The sequence below is a fragment of the Streptomyces sp. NPDC052043 genome (assembly GCF_044548235.1).
Classification (GTDB): domain Bacteria; phylum Actinomycetota; class Actinomycetes; order Streptomycetales; family Streptomycetaceae; genus Streptomyces.
Map to the genome: position 1 here is coordinate 19,240 of NZ_JBIUBT010000014.1, position 17,950 is coordinate 37,189.

General features: G+C 71.4%; 15 protein-coding genes. 6 read left to right on the plus strand and 9 right to left on the minus strand.

The genetic code is table 11. The features are described from left to right. The first annotated feature begins 107 nt into the window (after positions 1–107). Positions 108–953 carry a putative protein N(5)-glutamine methyltransferase gene (locus tag ACIHCX_RS29885; protein WP_400034888.1) on the plus strand — a complete coding sequence of 282 codons (846 nt, stop codon included), beginning with the start codon at positions 108–110 and terminating at the stop codon, positions 951–953. Positions 954–997: 44 nt separating this feature from the next. On the opposite strand, the gene ACIHCX_RS29890 is transcribed toward ACIHCX_RS29885, so the two are convergent. Continuing rightward, positions 998–3,076, minus strand: coding sequence for a SpoIIE family protein phosphatase (locus tag ACIHCX_RS29890; RefSeq protein ID WP_400034890.1), 2,079 nt, complete (start codon positions 3,074–3,076; stop codon positions 998–1,000). A 252-nt stretch (positions 3,077–3,328) separates the two neighbouring features. On the opposite strand from ACIHCX_RS29890, the gene ACIHCX_RS29895 reads away from it, so the two are divergent. From ACIHCX_RS29895 to ACIHCX_RS29905, 3 genes are all read left to right on the plus strand, one after another. Next, positions 3,329–3,700: a hypothetical protein gene (locus ACIHCX_RS29895; protein ID WP_400034892.1), complete on the plus strand. Its 372-nt coding sequence runs from the start codon at positions 3,329–3,331 to the stop codon at positions 3,698–3,700. Between the two features lie 87 nt (positions 3,701–3,787). After that, a complete protein-coding gene (locus ACIHCX_RS29900) occupies positions 3,788–5,803 on the plus strand; it encodes an FAD-dependent oxidoreductase (RefSeq protein ID WP_400034894.1) in 2,016 nt (671 codons plus the stop codon). A gap of 65 nt (positions 5,804–5,868) precedes the next feature. Further along, a complete protein-coding gene (locus tag ACIHCX_RS29905; protein ID WP_400034896.1) occupies positions 5,869–6,420 on the plus strand; it encodes a PadR family transcriptional regulator in 552 nt (183 codons plus the stop codon). 6 nt (positions 6,421–6,426) lie between these two features. On the opposite strand, the gene ACIHCX_RS29910 is transcribed toward ACIHCX_RS29905, so the two are convergent. The 5 genes from ACIHCX_RS29910 to dhaK all read right to left on the minus strand — a co-directional run bounded on the left by ACIHCX_RS29910 (position 6,427) and on the right by dhaK (position 10,565). Further along, positions 6,427–7,017 carry a hypothetical protein gene (locus tag ACIHCX_RS29910; protein ID WP_400034898.1) on the minus strand — a complete coding sequence of 197 codons (591 nt, stop codon included), beginning with the start codon at positions 7,015–7,017 and terminating at the stop codon, positions 6,427–6,429. 207 nt (positions 7,018–7,224) lie between these two features. Then, positions 7,225–8,235 (minus strand): fibronectin type III domain-containing protein, encoded by a 1,011-nt coding sequence (locus ACIHCX_RS29915; RefSeq protein WP_400034900.1) that lies wholly within the window; start codon positions 8,233–8,235, stop codon positions 7,225–7,227. Between the two features lie 275 nt (positions 8,236–8,510). Next, on the minus strand, positions 8,511–8,921 hold the full coding sequence (locus ACIHCX_RS29920; RefSeq protein ID WP_400034902.1) for a PTS-dependent dihydroxyacetone kinase phosphotransferase subunit DhaM: 411 nt from the start codon (positions 8,919–8,921) through the stop codon (positions 8,511–8,513). A gap of 1 nt (position 8,922) precedes the next feature. After that, positions 8,923–9,528, minus strand: coding sequence for a dihydroxyacetone kinase subunit DhaL (dhaL, locus tag ACIHCX_RS29925; RefSeq protein ID WP_400034903.1), 606 nt, complete (start codon positions 9,526–9,528; stop codon positions 8,923–8,925). 44 nt (positions 9,529–9,572) lie between these two features. Then, positions 9,573–10,565 carry a dihydroxyacetone kinase subunit DhaK gene (gene dhaK / locus ACIHCX_RS29930; protein WP_400034905.1) on the minus strand — a complete coding sequence of 331 codons (993 nt, stop codon included), beginning with the start codon at positions 10,563–10,565 and terminating at the stop codon, positions 9,573–9,575. Positions 10,566–11,021: 456 nt separating this feature from the next. On the opposite strand from dhaK, the gene ACIHCX_RS29935 reads away from it, so the two are divergent. Then, the gene (locus tag ACIHCX_RS29935) at positions 11,022–12,257 is read left to right on the plus strand and encodes an IS256 family transposase (RefSeq protein ID WP_400034907.1); all 1,236 of its coding nucleotides are present in this window, start codon (positions 11,022–11,024) and stop codon (positions 12,255–12,257) included. 14 nt (positions 12,258–12,271) lie between these two features. Here ACIHCX_RS29935 and ACIHCX_RS29940 read toward each other — a convergent pair whose 3' ends face one another. Next, a complete protein-coding gene (locus ACIHCX_RS29940) occupies positions 12,272–13,021 on the minus strand; it encodes a tyrosine-type recombinase/integrase (protein ID WP_400035214.1) in 750 nt (249 codons plus the stop codon). A 1-nt stretch (position 13,022) separates the two neighbouring features. Continuing rightward, the gene (locus tag ACIHCX_RS29945) at positions 13,023–13,496 is read right to left on the minus strand and encodes a hypothetical protein (protein WP_400034909.1); all 474 of its coding nucleotides are present in this window, start codon (positions 13,494–13,496) and stop codon (positions 13,023–13,025) included. A 644-nt stretch (positions 13,497–14,140) separates the two neighbouring features. Here ACIHCX_RS29945 and ACIHCX_RS29950 point away from each other — a divergent pair. Next, complete coding sequence (locus ACIHCX_RS29950) at positions 14,141–14,278, plus strand: hypothetical protein (RefSeq protein ID WP_400034911.1); 138 nt, start codon at positions 14,141–14,143, stop codon at positions 14,276–14,278. A gap of 332 nt (positions 14,279–14,610) precedes the next feature. On the opposite strand, the gene ACIHCX_RS29955 is transcribed toward ACIHCX_RS29950, so the two are convergent. After that, the gene (locus tag ACIHCX_RS29955; protein WP_400034913.1) at positions 14,611–17,553 is read right to left on the minus strand and encodes a SpoIIE family protein phosphatase; all 2,943 of its coding nucleotides are present in this window, start codon (positions 17,551–17,553) and stop codon (positions 14,611–14,613) included. Positions 17,554–17,950: the final 397 nt, after the last annotated feature.

Consider the following 17,950-nt stretch of genomic DNA (forward strand, 5'->3'; position numbering starts at 1 on the left):
CATTACCGCTGTGTCAGCTCGGGTGCTCTCCCCTCGCAACGGCGCGGATCACCGTCGGTAGGTGACCGCGGGAGCGCCCTTCGGCTCCCGAAAGGCCCCGGCATTCCATGCCCGCACTTCCTCCCCCTCCTGCCTCGTCCTCCACTCCCTCTTCCGGTCCTTCTTCTCCCTCTCCCGCTTCCCCGCCCCCGCGTGCCGGGGTGGTCGCCGCGCTGCGCGCCGCCGGCTGCGTGTTCGCCGAGGAGGAGGCCGAACTGATCCTCACCGGCGCGCGCACGCCACGGGAGCTCGCCGTCCTGGTGGAGCGGCGCGTCGCTGGATTCCCCCTCGAACAGGTCCTCGGTTGGGCCGGGTTTCACGGTCTGCGGATCGCCGTGGACCCGGGTGTCTTCGTGCCACGGCGTCGTACCGAGTTCCTGGTCGACCAGGCGGTGGCCCGGTCACCGAAGGCGTCCGTCGTCGTGGACCTGTGCTGCGGTTCGGGCGCGGTGGGCGCGGCGCTGGCCGCCGCGCTCGGCCCGGTGGAACTGCACGCCGCCGACATCGACCCGGCCGCGACGCGCTGCGCCCGGCGCAACGTCGTCCCCAGGGGCGGCACGGTGCACGAGGGTGACCTGTTCGACGCGCTCCCAGGACGTCTGCGGGGCCGCGTCGACATCCTCGCCGCCAACGTGCCCTACGTGCCCACGGGAGAGGTGGGCCTCCTGCCGCCCGAGGCCCGCGACCACGAACCGCTGGTCGCCCTGGACGGCGGTGCCGACGGCCTCGACGTCCTGCGCCGTGTCACCGCCGAGGCCGCCGACTGGCTCGCCCCCGGCGGCTGTCTCCTGGTCGAGACCAGCGAACACCAGGCCCCACAAGCCCTCGCCGCCTTCACCCGGGCGGGCCTGACCACACACCTCGCTGTCTCGGAAGACCTCTGCGCGAACGTGGTGACCGGGACCAGACACTGACCACACTGACGCGGTGGGGTCGTGGCGTCGGCGTGGCCGGGGGACTACGGCAGTGCATGGGCGTGGGCGACGAGCAGGGCCACGTCGTCGTGGTTGTCCGGCCGGTGGAGGGTGCGCAGCAGGAGGTCGCAGAGGTCCTCCAGCGGCCGGGCCGGGCCGCCCAGCAGCGTCAGCAGCGTCGCCAGGCGCTCGTCCAGGGACTCCCGGCGCGTCTCGACCAGCCCGTCGGTGTAGAACACCAGCCGGTCGCCCGGATCCAGGTGCACCGTCGTGGTGGAGAAAGGGATGCCGCCGACGCCCAGCGGAACCCCGGTGGGCAGGTCGAGCAGCTCCGGGGGACCGCCCACCGGGATCCGGGCCGGGGGGAGGTGCCCGGCGTTGGCGATCAGGCACCGCCGCAGGTGCGGGTCGTGCACGGCGTAGAGGCAGGTGGCTATGGAGTGGTCCAGGCCGTCGGTGATCCGGTCGAGGTGTTCCAGGAGCTGTGCGGGGTCCAGGTCCAGCGAGGCCAGGGCCTTCGTCGCGGTGCGCAGCCGGCCCATCGTGGCCGCCGCGTTGATGCCGCTGCCCATGACGTCGCCGACGACGAGGGCGGTCCTGTCGCGTTCCAGCGGGATCACGTCGAACCAGTCGCCGCCCACCTCGACGGTGCCGCCCGCCGGCTGGTAGCGGGAGGCGACCTCCAACCCGCCCGTGACCGACGGGTGCCGGGGCAGCAGGCTGCGCTGGAGGGTGAGGGCGGCGTCGCGGGCGTTCTGGTACCAGCGGGCGTTGTCGATCAGCACGGCCGCGCGGGCGGCGAGCTCCCCGGCCAGCAGCACGTCGTCCGCGCTGAACGGCTCCGGATTGCGGGTGCGCTTGAGGTCCAGCGCGCCCAGCACCTCGCCCCGCGCGATCAGCGGCACGGCCAGATACGAGTGCACGCCCGCCCGGCCCAGCAGCCAGGCGGCCTTCGGGGACCGGGCGATCCTGGGCAGGTCCTCGTCCCTGACTCGCGCGACCAGGACCGGGCGCCCGGTACGCACACACAGCGTGACCAGCCGTTCGGGGCCGTAGTGGGCGATCTGTCCGGGCTGATCGGCCGCCTTCAGGGCGTCCGCGGCGTGGTCCGCCCGTACGGCCAGGGCCCGGATCGCCGCCGGTTCGGCCGGTCCGAGGCTGCTGCGGCGCCCCTCGACCACGGCCTCCAGCAGGTCCACCGCGGCCACGTCGGCCAGCTCCGGCACGGCGACGTCGGCCAGCTCCCGGGCCGTGCGCTCCAGCTCCAGGGTGGTGCCGATGCGGGCCGAGGCGTCGGCGATGAGGGCCAGGCGGCGGCGTGCGGCCTCCGCCTCGACGCCCGCCCGGTACTGCTCGGTGATGTCGACGACCGACACGGCCACGCCCAGCACGGTGCCGCCGGCGTCCTCCAACCGGTACAGCGAGTACGACCAGGCGTGGTCCTCGCCGGGATCGGCCGGGGTCCTGCCGACCGTGGACAGGCCGACGAGCGGCTGCCCGGTCTCCAGTACCTGGCGAGCCTCGGACTCCAGGGCCTCCGCGTCCAACCCGGGCAGCAGCGCGCGGGCCGTGCGGCCCACGTGCTCCTCGGCGGGCAGGCCGTTGATGCGTTCCAGGGCCGGGTTGACCGAGACGTACCGCAGCCGGTTGTCCAGCACGGCCAGGCCGATCGGGGACTGCGAGACAACCCGCTCCGACAGCGCCACGTCCCGCTCCAGCCGCCGTACGGTCGACTGGTCGGCGGCGAGCCCGAGCGCGTGGGCCTCCCCGCGGTCGTCGAGCAGCCGCATGGTGCGGAACTCCACCAGGCGGGTGCTGCCGTCCTTGTGCCGGACGGGAAAGGTGCCCGCCCAGCCCCGGCCGGTCCGCAGCACGTCCGAGAACAGCTCGATCACCAGGTCGAGGTGCTGCTCGTGGACGATGAGCTGGGCCGCGTACTGCCCCAGTGCCTCCCGCGCCGAGTAGCCGAAGAGCTCCGCGGCCTGCGGGCTCCACAGCACGATGCGTCCCCGGGCGTCCAGGACCACGGAGGCGACGCCCAGCACGTCGAGCAGTCCGCCCGGCCGTGCGGCCCGGCCCGCCGGCTCCTCGCCCTCGGCAGAGGGGGCCCCGGAAGCAGTCATCCACGCACCGCCTTCGCCTGTCCGCGCGGCCCGTCGTTCCGGTGCGGGCACCCCTGGCGTACCGCGCCCGCACCCGTCGTCGAGGCGGTCCACTGCTTCCTTCCACCATCCCGCACCGGAAGGGCTCCTTCGCGCCGAATCGGCCGGCGGTGGTGTTCTGCCGGGAAACGGTGCTTTGCTGGTTCTTGTGAGTGGAGGGCCGCGCGGAGGGAACTTCGTGCGGTACCCCGGCCACGAGAGGGAGTGATCGTGATGGCGAACGAGCCGGAGCACCCCGAATCCGTCTCGGTGGAGCTGAGCGGATGCACCAAGGAAGACGCCCGGACCGTGTTCGACGTGCTGTGCGCCTGCTTCTCCTCCGACCGGTGCGCGGACGACGTGCCCAGGGACTACCACGAGGTGCGCCCGACCGTATGGCTCGGCACATTCGACGTGGCCGAACGGCACGGGGCGGAGCGCGGGCCCACCCGGCTCGGGTCGTCCGTCGTGGTTGACGTGCAGGGCGGCTACTGGGCGATCGACCGTTTCCGCACCACCCTGGACTCCCTGTTCACCGTCCAGGACCTGTGCATGGCCTCCGGCGATCAGGAACGTGAACTCCACGTCCGCCTGGAAGGTCGCTGACGCGGACCGTCGAGGAGACGCAGGAGACGCCGAGGGGTTTATGCAACTAGTTGCACAACCCCCTCGGCGTCCTCTACAACTACGGACATGAGCCGTTACCCCCATCTGCTGCGCCCGCTCGACCTGGGCTTCACCACGCTGCCGAACCGTGTCCTCATGGGCTCGATGCACGTCGGCCTCGAGGAGGCCGAGCGTGGATTCGAGCGGATGGCGGCGTTCTACGCCGCCCGGGCCCGCGGCGGAGTGGGGCTCATCGTCACCGGCGGCATCGCGCCCAACGAGGAGGGGCGGCCGTACGAGGGCGGCGCGAAGCTCACCACCGAGCAGGAGGCCGAGCAGCACGCGACCGTCACCGCCGCCGTGCACCGCGAGGGCGGCCGGATCGCCCTGCAGATCCTGCACTTCGGCCGCTACGCCTACCATCGCGACCTGGTCGCGCCCAGCCCCCTCAAAGCTCCCATCAGCCCGTTCGTGCCCCGCGAGCTCACCGACGCCGATGTCGAGCGGACCATCGACGACTACACGCGCACCGCCCGCCTCGCCCGCCGGGCCGGGTACGACGGCGTCGAGATCATGGGCTCCGAGGGCTACCTCGTCAACGAGTTCATCGCCGCGCGGACCAACCACCGCACCGACCGGTGGGGCGGTTCCTACGAGAACCGGACGCGTTTCCCGGTCGAGATCGTGCGCCGGGTGCGCGAGGCCGTCGGCGAGGACTTCGTCATCATCTACCGGCTGTCCATGCTGGACCTCGTGCCCGACGGCTCGACCCTGGACGAGGTCGTCGCGCTCGCCGGGGCCGTCGAGGCCGCCGGGGCGACCCTCATCAACACCGGCATCGGCTGGCACGAGGCCCGCATCCCCACCATCGCCACCTCCGTACCGCGCGGTGCCTACGCGTTCGCCACCAAGAAGCTGATGGGCCGGGTCTCCGTCCCCCTGATCACCACCAACCGCATCAACACTCCGGAAGTCGCGGAGCAGTTGCTCGCCGACGGCTACGCCGACATGGTCTCCGTGGCCCGCCCGATGCTCGCCGACCCCGACTTCGTCGCCAAGGCCGCAGCGGGCCGCCCCGAGGCCATCAACACCTGCATCGGCTGCAACCAGGCCTGCCTCGACCACACCTTCAGCGGGCAGATCACCTCCTGTCTGGTCAACCCGCGCGCCTGCCACGAGACCGAGCTGGTCCTGACCCCGACCCGGCGGCGCAAGCGGGTCGCCGTGGTCGGTGCCGGACCCGCCGGGCTCGCCTGCGCGGTCTCGGCCGCCGAACGCGGCCACCTGGTCACCCTGTTCGACGCGGCGGGCGAGATCGGCGGACAGCTCAACGTGGCCCGCAAGGTCCCCGGCAAGCAGGAGTTCGACGAGACGCTGCGCTACTTCCGCCACCAACTCGACGCGCACGGCGTGGACGTACGGCTGGACACCCGGGTGAGCGCCGGTGATCTCGCGGACTACGACGAGACGGTCGTCGCCACCGGCGTCACCCCGCGCACCCCCGACATCCCCGGCGTCGGCCACCCGAGCGTCCTCGGCTACCTCGACGTGCTCCGGGACGGCGCACCCGTCGGCGACCGGGTGGCGATCCTCGGAGCCGGCGGCATCGGCTTCGACGTGGCCGCGTACCTCACCGACGGCGGCGACAGGGCGAGCGAGGACCCGGCGGCGTACTTCCGGCTCTGGGGAGTCGACATGGACCAGCGCGCGCCCGGGGGACTCACCGCGCCGCGGCGGCCCGCACCGCCGCGCACGGTGCACCTGCTCCAGCGCAGGACCACCAAGGTCGGCGCCGGGCTGGGCAGGACGACCGGCTGGATCCACCGCACCGAGCTGAGGCACCGCGGGGTCACCATGGTGCCCGGGGTGCGCTACGACCGGATCGACGACCGGGGCCTGCACCTGACCGTCGACGGCACGAGCACGGTCCTGGAGGTAGACACGATCGTGCTGTGCACCGGGCAGGAGCCGCGGCGCGACCTGTACGAGGAGCTGGTCGCCGCCGGGCGCCGCGCGCATCTGATCGGCGGCGCGCACGAGGCCGCCGAACTCGACGCCAAGCGCGCCGTCAGGCAGGGCACGGAACTGGCGGCGGCCCTGTAGGAGACGAGCGGCGGCGGCCCCGCGGGACCGCCGCCGGTGTGCGGCCCGTCCCTAGGATGATCGCCATGTCACTTCCGCACGCGATCCTCACGGCCCTGCTCGAAAAGCCGTCGTCGGGGCTCGAGCTGACGCGCCGCTTCGACAAGTCCATCGGCTACTTCTGGTCGGCGACGCATCAGCAGATCTATCGCGAGCTGGGACGGCTGGAGGCCGGCGGCCTGATCCGCGGCCTGCCGGCGACGGAGCCGGCCCGCGGGCAGAAGAAGGACTACGAGGTGCTGCCGGCGGGCCGCGCGGAACTGGCCCGCTGGACCGCCGCCTCCCAGGAGCCGAAGCCCTACCGCGACGCCCTGCTGCTGCGGCTGCGCGCGGCGGCCGTGGTGGGCACCGCGGGCCTTCAGACCGACCTCGAGCACCATCTGGAGCTGCACGAGCGGCAGTTGGCGAGGTACCGGGAGATCGAGGAGCGTGACTTCCCGCCCGGCAGGGACAGCCCCGAGGATCGGTTGCGGCACCTGGTCCTGCGCGCCGGTATCGACCTGGAGACCTTCTGGGCGCAATGGCTCCGGCACGCGCTGGAGGAGTTCGTCGAGCTGCCCGGGCAGGACCCGCAGTGAGGACGGTCAGAACCGCTGTGGCCTCGAACGTCGGCGCAGCGCCCACCCGGTGGCGACCACCGCCGCCCCGACCAGGGTCCCGCCGACCGTGAGCGTGAGGGGCCCGTAGTCCTTGACGCCCCCGCCCAGGCCGCCCAGCACACCCCGGGTCGGCGCGGCCGTGGGCGCGATGTTCGGGGTGTTCGGGGGCGCGACGTTCGGTGCGACGTTCGGCGAGACGGTCGGCCCGACGCGGCCGCCGGTGACGTTGATGGACTGGGTGCCCGCCGTGATGTTGTTCGCACAGACGACGGCCACGGTGTAGGTGCCGGGGCTCACGCTCTGCCAGGCGGCCGCCTGGCCGCCGGCCGTCCCGGTGAGCGCCACCTGGCGTCCCTGGGTGAAGTTCGTCTGGTTGCCGGCGAGCAGCGAGGCAGTGCCCCAGCGGCCGTTGACCTGGCTGCACACGCTGGTCGTCACGGTCACCGTCGAGCCGTTGGCGGAGACGGATATCCCGGTGCCGGCGGCGTCGGCGGTGCCGGCCGCGGGACCGAGGGCGAGGAGGGCGGCCGCCGTGACGACGGCCGCGGAGTGTGAGGGGGGCTGAGTATGGCGCATGGGACTGTCCTCCGGCGGCACGGTCGGCGGACCATCCCATGTGCCGCCGGAGATAGGGGAATCGCCCGTGCTGCCTCGGAGCCAGCCAACGTCCCGCCACGGCCGCCCGCATGCGGGGCGCGTCCGTACGGGTGGGCGCCGCCCGGGCGGCCGACGCCCGGTCGGGTGCTCGGGGCTGCCCCCGGTTGCGGCCGTGTGGTCGGGTGCTCAGGGCTTCCCGGTCGTCACCGAGACCTCGGGCGAGAAGCCGCCCCAGGTGCCGTCCGGGAGCATCGCCCGGATCCGCACCCGGTGGCTCACCCCGGCCTCGCGCCCCAGGTAGAAGCTGTACGAGGCCTTCGCGCGCGGTGCCGTGCCGCCCCAGACGAGGGAGGTGGCCGGCTGTCCGTCCAGCTGTATCTGGTACTGCGTCACCACACCGTCGGTGCGCGGAGGGACCCAGCTCAGGTCGAGGTAGTACGCCCCGTCCGTCCGGTGGGTCGTGGCGCGGAAGGAGGACGGCGCGGTGGCCCGGCCGTCGTCGGATCCCGGCGCGGTGGTGAGCCGGACGGGGGCGCCGGCGGGGGAGAGGTTGTCGGCCGCGTCGCGGGCCCGCACGGTGAACACGTAGGAGGTGCCCGGCCGCAGGCCGGTGACCACGGCGGCGCTCTGGCTGCCGCCGACGCTGTGGATCTTCGTCCCGCCCTGGTAGACCTCGTAGGAGACCACGCCCCGGTCGTCCGTCGAACGGGACCAGGACAGCTGGACGGCCCGGCTGCCCATCGTCCGGCCGCGCACGTCGAGCGGGCGGCTGGGGGCCGAGTGGTCGGCCGCGACGGCGGCCGGTGTCGTCGCCCGCACCGGCCGGCTGCGCGGGCCGAGCCGGCCGTCGGTGCTCCGCGCCCGAACGGTGAAGACGTACGTGGTCGACGGGCTGAGCCGGATGACGTCCACCATGTGCTCACGGGCCGGTACGGCCTTCACCTTCGTGGTGCCGCGATACACCTCGTACGTGCCGATGTCCGAGGCCGCGGGCAGCGCGTTCCACATCACGTGCACGCTGCTCGCGCTCCCCGCGGCGGCGGTGACGCCGGTCGGAGCGCCGGGTAGCCGGCCGCCCTCCCCGTCGTCCGCGACACTCCGGCCGCAGGCGGCGAGCAGTGCCAGCGCACCGCACAGTGCCACGACACGAGCGGGCGCGCGGGGACGGCGGGAAGCGGGGGCGGGAACGCGTCGCACGGGTCTGCCTCCCCGGGAACGGCGGCGCGGACGGCCCGCACACCGGACGAACAATGGTCCGGACCAATATGGCGTGTTGAGGGGAGCGCATCAAGAGGGCCGGAGTTGGTGGGAGTGCCGGGGCATTACGTATGCTGAAGCTCCTTCCGGGCTGAACTCCCCCGCAGAGCAGGGGAGTTCACGCCGTGGCGCGGGCAGCTGTCGTCGCTGCCTCCCGCGTCGTCGCAGGCGGTCCGGGGGCTGGGTCGGCATGGACCCAGGCCCCCGGCCGCTGCTCACACCTTCCGGTAGCCGTACGCCTCCGACGCCGCGGCCTCCACGGCGTCCAGGTCGGCTCCCGCCGCCGCCGTGACCACCGCGGCGACCGCGCCCTCGACGAACGGGGCGTCCAGCAGCCGTGTGTTCCCCGGCAGTTCGTCGCCCTCGGCGAGCAGCGCCTTCACGGTGAGCACCGCGCTGCCGAGGTCGGTGAGCACGGCGACCCCGGCGCCCCGGTCCACGGACGCGGCCGCGGCGGAGACCAGTTCGGCACTGGTGCCCAGCCCGCCGTCCTCCCGGCCGCCGGCCGCAGCCACCGGCACGGTCGCCGCACCGCCCGCCAGCCCCTTCGCCAGTTCGACCACCGAGGACGCCACCTCGGCGCTGTGCGAGACCAGCACGATCCCGACCGCCTTCTCGCCGCTCATGTCACACCTCCGCCGCGGCGGCCTCGGCCAGGGCCGCGATCAGCAGGGCGGACGAGGTGGCCCCCGGGTCCTGGTGCCCGATGCTGCGCTCGCCCAGATAACTCGCCCGGCCCTTGCGGGCCAGCAGGGGAATGGTCGCCTCGGCGCCCGCCTCGGCGGCGGCGCGGGCCGTCGCGAAACCGTCACCGAGCGCGTCGACCGCCGGGACCAGCGCGTCGATCATGGTCTTGTCGCCCGGTGCGGCCCCGCCCAGCGTCATGACCCCCTCCACCCCGGCCCGCAGGGCCTCGGCGAACTGCTTCTCGCTCACCTCGGCGGCGTCCCCGAGCGCCTTGCCGGTACGCCGCAGCAGCGTCCCGTACAGCGGCCCCGACGCGCCGCCGACCGTCGAGATCAGCTGCTTCCCGGCGAGGACCAGGATCGCGCCGGGTGCCGGTGGAGCCTCCTTCTCCAGCGCGGCCCGTACGGCCGTGAACCCGCGCTGAAGATTGGTGCCGTGGTCGGCGTCCCCGATGGGTGAGTCGAGGGCGGTGAGCCATTCCGCCTCGCGGGCCACGGACGCGGCGGTCGCCGTCATCCAGCGGCGGAAGAAGTCGGCGTCGAGCACTGGATCTCCCTTGCGTGGTAGGTACGGTCGAGGCGCTCGCGACGTCACCTGCCCCAGCGCAGGCCCGGTGTGCTCACCGGCGCGTCCCACAGCCGCAGCAGTTCCTCGTCGATCTGGCACAGGGTGACCGAGGCGCCCGCCATGTCCAGGGAGGTGACGTAGTTGCCCACCAGAGTGCGGGCGACGGCCACACCCCGCTCGGCGAGCACCCGGTGCACCTCCGCGCCGAAGCCGTACAGCTCCAGCAGTGGGGTCGCGCCCATGCCGTTGACCAGCAGCAGCACCGGGTTGCTCGGGCTCATGTCCTCCAGGACGGCGTGCACCGCGAAGTCGGCGATCTCGTGCGAGGTCATCATCGGCCGCCGCTCCCGGCCCGGCTCGCCGTGGATGCCGACGCCGAGCTCCAGCTCACCGGGCGGCAGGTCGAAGGTGGGGCTGCCCTTGGCCGGGGTGGTGCAGGCGCTCAGCGCGACGCCGAAGCTGCGGGAGTTCTCGTTGACCTGCCGGCCGATCGACTCCACCCGCTCCAACGGCTGACCCTCGTCCGCGGCGGCGCCCGCGATCTTCTCCACGAACAGGGTCGCGCCGGTGCCGCGCCGTCCAGCCGTGTAGAGGCTGTCGGTCACCGCCACGTCATCGTTGACGAGCACCTTCGCGATCTGGATGCCCTCGTCCTCGGCGAGTTCGGCCGCCATGTCGAAGTTGAGCACGTCGCCGGTGTAGTTCTTCACGACGAACAGCACGCCCGCCCCGCTGTCCACGGCTGCCGCCGCCCGCAGCATCTGGTCCGGCACCGGTGAGGTGAAGACCTCCCCCGGACAGGCCGCCGCGAGCATCCCGGGCCCGACGAACCCGCCGTGCAGCGGCTCGTGCCCCGATCCGCCGCCGGAGACCAGCGCGACCTTCCCCGCCACGGGAGCGTCCCGCCGCACGACGACCCGGTTCTCCACGTCGACCGTCAGCTCGGGGTGGGCCGCCGCCATACCGCGCAGCGCGTCCGCCACGACGGTTTCGGCGACGTTGATGAGCATTTTCATCGGTACCTCCTACGGAGCCTAACAAGCGGGGCATCAACCCGCGTCTCGGCTGGTCACAGTGCGTAACGGTGGTCGAAGGCTGCTCGCGGTACTGGTGCTGACTGGACGCTCACTTCCATGGCGGGTCGTCAGGTGCAGGGGGCGGCGCGGCGGACGCGGCGCGGCCACGACGTTTCTACCGGCAGTATCGGCCTTGCGGCAGCGAAGGTCACCTGTGGCGACCGGTCAGGAACGAGCGAATGGCCGCCTGCGGGCTCATCGGCCGTTTCCCAGGGAGAGCGGGCATCCGTCAGCCAGGGCAGGCGGGTGCAGGGGCGCGGCGGGTTGCGTCCAGGGAAGTGGTGTATGGGTTCGACCTGATCCGGGGGTTTGCTCCGGCATCGGGATGGTGCCCGCATAGATGAGCGGCCACCGGCTGATCTTCGAAGTGTCGAAGCCTCGAAGGAGATCAGCACGATGACCGCACCCGACAGTCTGCCCCTGCACGCCCTCGCGGAGGACAACCTCGCCGCGGCGAGTCCCGATCTGCTGCGCGCGATGATCAAAACATTCGCCGACGCGCTCATGTCCGCGGAGGCCGACGCCCTCTGCAACGCCGAATACCGCCAGGTCAGCGACGAGCGAGTCAACCACCGCAACGGCTACCGCCCGCGCGAGTGGGACACCCGGGCGGGCACCGTCGAACTGGCCGTCCCCAAGCTCAGGTCCGGGAGTTGCTTCCCCCACTGGCTGCTGGAACGACGTCGGCGGGCCGAGCAGGCCCTGATCTCGGTGGTCGCCACCGCCTACCTGCTCGGGGTCTCCACCCGCCGAGTGGAGAAGCTCGCCGAGTCCCTGGGCGTCACCCAGCTGTCGAAGTCGCAGGTCAGCGCGATGGCCAAGCACCTCGACGAGCAGGTCGTCGCCTTCCGTAACCGTCCCCTGGATGCTGGCCCCTACACCTTCGTCTGGGTCGATGCCCTGACCCAGAAGGTCCGTGAGGGCGGCCGCATCAACGTCCACGCGCTCATCGCGGCCGGCGTGAACGCCGACGGACACCGCGAGATCCTCGGTCTGGACGTGGCCACCGCCGAGGACGGGGCCGGCTGGCTGGCCTTCCTGCGCTCACTGATCGCCCGTGGGCTGTCCGGCGTCCAACTCGTCGTCTCCGACGCGCACGCCGGCTTGGTCGACGCCATCGGCGCCGTGCTGCCCGGCGCATCCTGGCAGCGGTGCCGCACCCACTACGCGAGAAAATTGCTGAGCCAGGTGCCGAAGTCGGCCCAGCCCTGGGTGGCCACGCTGCTGCGGACCGTCTTCGAACAGCCCGACACCGACGCCGTGAAAGCCCAGATGCGGCACGTCCTCGACGCACTGGAGGCCAAGTCCCCCAAGGCAGCATCCCACTTGGACTCCGCCCAGCACGACCTGCTGGCCTTCACCGCCTTCCCGCGGGAGATCTGGCGGCAGATCTGGTCGAACAACCCGCAAGAGCGACTGAACAAGGAGATCCGGCGCCGCACCGACGTGGTCGGCATCTTCCCCGACCGCACCGCCGTGATCCGCCTGGTCGGCGCGGTCCTGGCCGAGCAGAACGACGAGTGGACCGAAGCCCGCCGCTACATGAGCCGCGAACCCCTCGCCAAAGCCCGCCTCCACCCGATCGAGTCACAGACCAACGACACCACCCTGCCCACCGAACTCACCGCATAGCCTCAAAGACGAGATCACCGAGTGGCCGTCGATACACCACTCCAGCGGACGTGACCCGGCCTGTGCGAGGCCGAGGATCGCCTGCACCGCTCCCTTCGCCACGGCTCGTTCCGCTCCCGGGCCCACATGCGCACCACCGGCCCGCCCCGCGACACCGCCGACCCCGAGTACACGTCATCGCCGGGATTCTTGGTCACCGGCAGCGATTCTCCGGTCAGCGCCGACTCGTCCGCCTCACCCTCGCCGATCCTTCTGTTCAGGAGCTCCTCGGCGGCCGGTCCCGCGATCCGTCCGCCGGCGGCGATGACCTTCTCGTACTGCTCCTTCAGGACGGGGCCGCTGATGTGGGAGTACGTGGCCGACATCTGCGCGTTGCGGTGCCCGAGGACCGCCATGATGGTCTGGATCTGGGCGCCTCCGTCGGCGAGCTGGGTGCCGACCGTGTGGCGGAACCGGTGGGCGGTCACGGTGAGGTTGCCGTCGCCGTCGACGAGTCCGGCCTTGCGGCAGGCGATCTCCAGGGCGTCTTCGAAGAGGAAGTGCCGGCCCATCGGCTTGCCCCGTCGCATGAACACGTAGCGGACCGGCCGCTGGGCCCATGCGTCGTGGCGGGCCGCGGCGTTCGCGGCCTTGGCTGCGTCGATCAGGTCGCGCAGGGCGTCCGCCGCCTGGGGATGCAGCGGGACCATGCGCTCGGTGTAGGTCTTGCCGACCGGGATCCGCAGCCGCGGATAGCCGTCAAGGTAGGCGTCCAGGCAGTCCAGGTCAGCCGTGCGATCTCCCGCGTCGAGCGCCGCTCCAGCGCGGCAGAAGCAGAGTGGCTCGTTGGTGGGGGTCTTGGAGTTCTTCGACCGCGTCCATGAGGCGGTCCAGCTCGGCCCGGGGGATGAACCGCGGCAGCGCGGAGGGGAGTTTGGGCATGTCCGAGCGGCCGAGCAGGGGGCGGCCCGGGACATCGCTCCAGCCCCACTGGCTGGTCTCGCGGAAGAACTGCAGCAGCGGGCTGAGATAGGTGTAGCGGGACCGTGCCGTCAGCGGCCTGCCGGTCCGGGCATTGATGTGCTCGTGCAGGTGGGCCATGAAGCCCTCGACGTGCCGCCGCTCCAGCTGGGTCATCGCGTCGACTTCGGGGTGGGCCCTGGCGAGCCAGCGCAGGAAGTAGCGGAAGGCATCGCGTGAGTGGCGGACGGACTCCGCGCGGTCGCTGGTCTGCAACCGGCCCGAAAGCCAGCGCGTCACCGGGGCGTCGCCCGCTGACGGTCACGACCGGGGTGCGGCCGCGCCGGCCCCAGGTGCGTCCTCGGGGCGGCTTTCGGTGAAGCCTGCTTCGTCCTCGAAGCAGACGTAACCTCCGCAGGCCGCCCGGGCTCATTTACCTCGTCCCAGGTTGCCTCCTTCCACACGGTCACGGCCTGCTCATCGCGCTCGGCGACCCGCCGGTGCGGGCTCGGCCTCGGCCCTTGACCACGCGGATTCGCTCGGATGCCTTCACCGGCTCTTACGTCTTGCCCGGGGCCCACCCGGACGGGGAGAAGATCGCCGGACTGCACCGCCAAGTCGTGGCGGCACTCGGATTGCGTTCAGGAATCACACACCTGGAGCTGTTCAAGACAGGCTCTTCCTCCGCGTAGGCGAGATCACCTGCCGTCCCGGCGGCGGCATCGCACGAGGCGTCAAGATGCAGCATGGGGTGGATCTATGGGGGGCGTTCATCGACACCTCCCTGGGGCTGACACCCGACTGGCAGCGCACCGATGCCCCCGGCATCGTCGTCAACTGTGACCTTCCGATCCGTCCGGGCAGGATCCAGGAACTTCCGGACGTGGACACGCTGCTCCAAGTGCCCGGCGCCGTGAGCGCGTACATGAAGTATGGCGTGGGCGATGTCATCGGCACGACCCCTCGACTCGTCAGCCACCACAGGCCTGGTCTTCCTCAACGTGGAGCACGAGGGCTTGGTGGCCGAGCGGGTGCGCAACGTAGCCGAGCGCTACACCTTGACGGTCAGTTCCACTGACTGACTTGCCTGTTCGCGACGGCCGAGCATGTGCCGCCCCGGGGCCTGCAAGCTGGTATAGCCGAGGCAACTGGCGTGTTAGCGAGCCTCCTCGCTGTGAGTCGGGCTTACGCGGCATGCAGGGACCATAGTGGAGCCAGTGTCCGGCGGTGGCGCAGAGGGGCACGACACAGGAGGGGTACTACCCGGTTTCCTGGGCAAGTGCCCCACCCCCGAGCGGTTGGCGAGCGGCTCGGCCGGGATTTGTTGCTTATGGCCCGAGGTCAACCACGGATCGAACTTGATGAGCATATTCAAGAGTTGTGGATGAGTTGATCGATAGCCCTGAAGTAGCCCCTACTGCTCCTCCTCCCCGGAGGAGAGCCCGGTCGGGTCCACGTCGAATCCGCCTGTTCTGTCGAATCCATCCGTGTTCGGGAACATCAGCTTCAAGGCATCGGACGACTGGTTCCTGCGGTCGTCCGGGCCGTGCAGGGCCTGCTCGGTCCAGATGCACTTTCCTTTCGCCGTGTAGCGGCTGCCCCAGCGTTGCGAGAGCGCGGTGATCAGTTGCAGCCCGCGGCCGCCTTCGTCGGTGTCCGCGGCGCGGCGCATACGGGGCATCGTGAGGCTGCCGTCGAAGACCTCGCAGATCAGCTCGGCTCCGTGCAGCAGACGCAGGCGGACCGGTCCCTTGGCGTGCCGTACGACGTTGCCTACCAATTCGCTGGCCAGCAGCTCCGTGGTGGATGTCAGGTCGTCCAGGCCCCAGACGGAGAGTTGTTCACGGACATGGCGGCGGGCCAGACTGGCCGCCTTTGGGTCCTCGGTGAGCGGCCAGGAGGCCATCCTGTCCGCGTTCAGGGCCTGGAGGCGGGCAACGAGGAGCGCTGCGTCGTCGGCCGCTTGGTGCTCGGCGGGGAGCAGGCCAGCCGTCAGAGTGTCGCAGAGGCGCTCCAGATCCGCGTCACGGCCGTCCTCGTGGGCGGTGCGGAGGAGCCGGGCCAGGTCTGCCATGCCCGCGTCGATGTCGCGTTTCGCCGACTCGACGAGGCCGTCGGTGTAGAGCACGACCAGGGTGCCTTCGGGCACCGTCAGCTCGACCGTCTGGAACGGCGGCTCGGCCGCACCTAGAGGCGGGTTGGCGCCCAGTTTCGGGAACAGCACGGTGCCGTCGGGGTGCACCAGAGCCGGGGGCGGGTGCCCGGAGTGGGTGATGGAGCAGACCTGTGTGGTGGAGTCGTAGAGCACGTACAGGCAGGTCACGTACGACTCCTCGCCCATGTCACCGACAATGTCGTTGAGGTGCCCCATGATTTCGTCGGGGGGCAGTTCGAGGTCGGCCAGGGTATGGACGGCCGTGCGCAGGCGGCCCATGGCGGCCGCCTCGGGCAGGCCGTGGCCCATGACGTCGCCGACGACGAGGGCGACCTGGCCGCTGGAGAGCGGGACGACGTCGTACCAGTCGCCGCCCACGTCCATGCCCTCCCCGGCGGGGAGGTAACGGGCGGCGGTCACGCATGCGGGCAGGTCGGGTAGGCCGGTGGGAAGCAGGCTGCGCTGGAGTTCGCGGGACCGGATGCGCTCGGCGTCGCAGAGCCGGGCCCGCTCCAGGGCTTGCGCGATGAGGGCGCTGATCGTGGTCAGCAATGAGCGCTCGTCGTCGCTGAGCCGATGCGGACGGTCCCAGGACACGACGCACACCCCGAAGGTGTGACCGGACGCCGTCAGCGGCAGGAACGCCCAGGCCTGCTTGTGGGCGATGTCGGGCAGGTCGGCGTGATCGGGCGAGTACGCAGCGTATTCCCGCGGCGAGGACAGGAACGCCGCTGCTCCGGACCGGATCACCTTCCAGGACGGGCTGGTGCCCCCTGTGGTGCGGCTGTTCAGGAGGTCCAGGAAGTCGTCCGCGTACCCGACGGCCCCGACACCGAGGAGCCGGTTTCCTTCGATGGCCTGCACCATGAGTCCGACGGCGTTGAACGCTGGCAGCACCCACTGCGCGACAGCGTTCACCACGTCCTGTGAGGTCGTCGCCTTGGCGAGCGCCGCGGTCAGCTCCGTGATCTGGGCCGCTCGCTCGGACGCGGCACGCTCGGCCGCCCGGCGCTCCTCCTGCATATGCAGTTTCTCGGTGACGTCCGTCAGGTAGAGGGCGCGGCCTACGGGCCCCGGGGCCAGCCGCAGCCGATAGCGACGCCCCGTGTCCGGCATGCGTACATCAAAGCTGGCGGGCTTCTCCTCGGCGGCGGCCTTCTGACAGCGACGCTCCAGGCCCTTGATCCGTCGTGCGGCGGGCAGGTCCCACAGCACACGCCCGAAGAGTTCCTCCTGAGAGAGGCCCAGCGCATGTTCTGCTTCCAGGTTGGTGAAGATGATGCGCCATTCGGCGTCCACCGCCAGGAAACCGTCGCTCATCTGACGAAGGGCCCGGCTGAGCGCGTCCCGAGCGGAAGGCGACTCGCTGCTCTCCCATCTCACGCCGACCATCCGGAGCGGCCGGCCCCGCTCGTCGTACGTGGGCATACCGCGGGCCCGCGACCAGCCGTACGTGCCGTCCAGACGGCGTACCCGGTAAACGGCCTCGTACACCGAGTGGTCGCGGATCGCCCGCTGCGCCTCTGCCAGTGTGGGTGCCAGGTCGTCGGGGTGGAGGATGTGCATCCAGTCCTGGATCTTTCCGGTGAAATCGGCCGGCCTGCTGCCGTACAACTCCATGATCGCCGCGTCCCAGATAAGCTCGTCGGTCTGGAGATTCCAGTCCCACCAGCCGACCCTGAGACCTGGCACCCCCTGCCGGGGCTGCTCACCGTCGGGCTCCGTCGGTGCAGATTCGGACATCTTCGGAGCCTGCGACATGCGCTCCTCGGCCCAGGCGACGAGGGTCCGGAGGAAGTCCCAGTGTTCCGGGGTCGGCTCGCTCCGGTCGCCTGTCAGAACGGTGAGGGTGCCCACGATGCGGCCCCCGCCGGACACCGGCAGGGCGGCCAGGCCTGTGCCGGGCCCTGGGGCGTCGGCGGCTCCGCTGGGAGGCAGCGGCAGCCATACAGCGGTGCCCTGGTGCAGGGCACGCGCCGGGGCAAGCGGACTCTGCTGGTCGATGATCTCCCAGGAACGAGTGAGAGCGGGTGGCAGACCGACCGCCGACGCCAGGCACAACGCGGACGTGGGACCACAGAGATGGATCATTCCACCCAGAGCCCGCAACTCACCCACGGCGTGCTGGAGCGCCAGCCGGAAGACTTTGCTTTCCGGGACACCGGAAGCCACCGTACTGAGCAAAGTCAGTCGCGGGTTCACGCTGCCAATTTTACGCTCGGCCTCCGGCCCCCGGCCCCCGGACGCCCCGGGAGCCGGGGCCAGAGGCGCCTACACGACCTGCGATGTGTCGCTGGAGTGATCGAGTGTCGGCCAACTGTCCCGACAGAGATAGGCGTTGGCGGTCATCCCGCGGTCATCCCGGCCGGTGCGCGGCTACGCTCGGTGTAGGCAGGGTTGATTGGATGGCGACGTGGCCGAGAACACGCACCCATGGGCGAGAGCCCGGATGGCGCGCGGGATGACAGGAGTGGATCTCGCGCGGGAGATCCGACGGGCAGCCGAACGCCGCGGCCTGAGATCGGGCGCGACTAAACAACGCGTCTACAAGTGGGAGATGGAGGGAGTCACACCCGACGCGGACTCCCAGTCCTACATC

Coding starts and splice junctions, on each gene's coding strand:
- ACIHCX_RS29890 (WP_400034890.1), bottom strand. CDS start 3,076: ATGACTGCTTCCGGGGCCCCCTCTGCCGAGGGCGAGGAGCCGGCGGGC.
- ACIHCX_RS29935 (WP_400034907.1), top strand. CDS start 11,022: ATGACCGCACCCGACAGTCTGCCCCTGCACGCCCTCGCGGAGGACAAC.
- dhaK (WP_400034905.1), bottom strand. CDS start 10,565: ATGAAAATGCTCATCAACGTCGCCGAAACCGTCGTGGCGGACGCGCTG.
- ACIHCX_RS29900 (WP_400034894.1), top strand. CDS start 3,788: ATGAGCCGTTACCCCCATCTGCTGCGCCCGCTCGACCTGGGCTTCACC.
- ACIHCX_RS29895 (WP_400034892.1), top strand. CDS start 3,329: ATGGCGAACGAGCCGGAGCACCCCGAATCCGTCTCGGTGGAGCTGAGC.
- ACIHCX_RS29950 (WP_400034911.1), top strand. CDS start 14,141: ATGTCATCGGCACGACCCCTCGACTCGTCAGCCACCACAGGCCTGGTC.
- ACIHCX_RS29905 (WP_400034896.1), top strand. CDS start 5,869: ATGTCACTTCCGCACGCGATCCTCACGGCCCTGCTCGAAAAGCCGTCG.
- ACIHCX_RS29885 (WP_400034888.1), top strand. CDS start 108: ATGCCCGCACTTCCTCCCCCTCCTGCCTCGTCCTCCACTCCCTCTTCC.
- ACIHCX_RS29920 (WP_400034902.1), bottom strand. CDS start 8,921: ATGAGCGGCGAGAAGGCGGTCGGGATCGTGCTGGTCTCGCACAGCGCC.
- ACIHCX_RS29910 (WP_400034898.1), bottom strand. CDS start 7,017: ATGCGCCATACTCAGCCCCCCTCACACTCCGCGGCCGTCGTCACGGCG.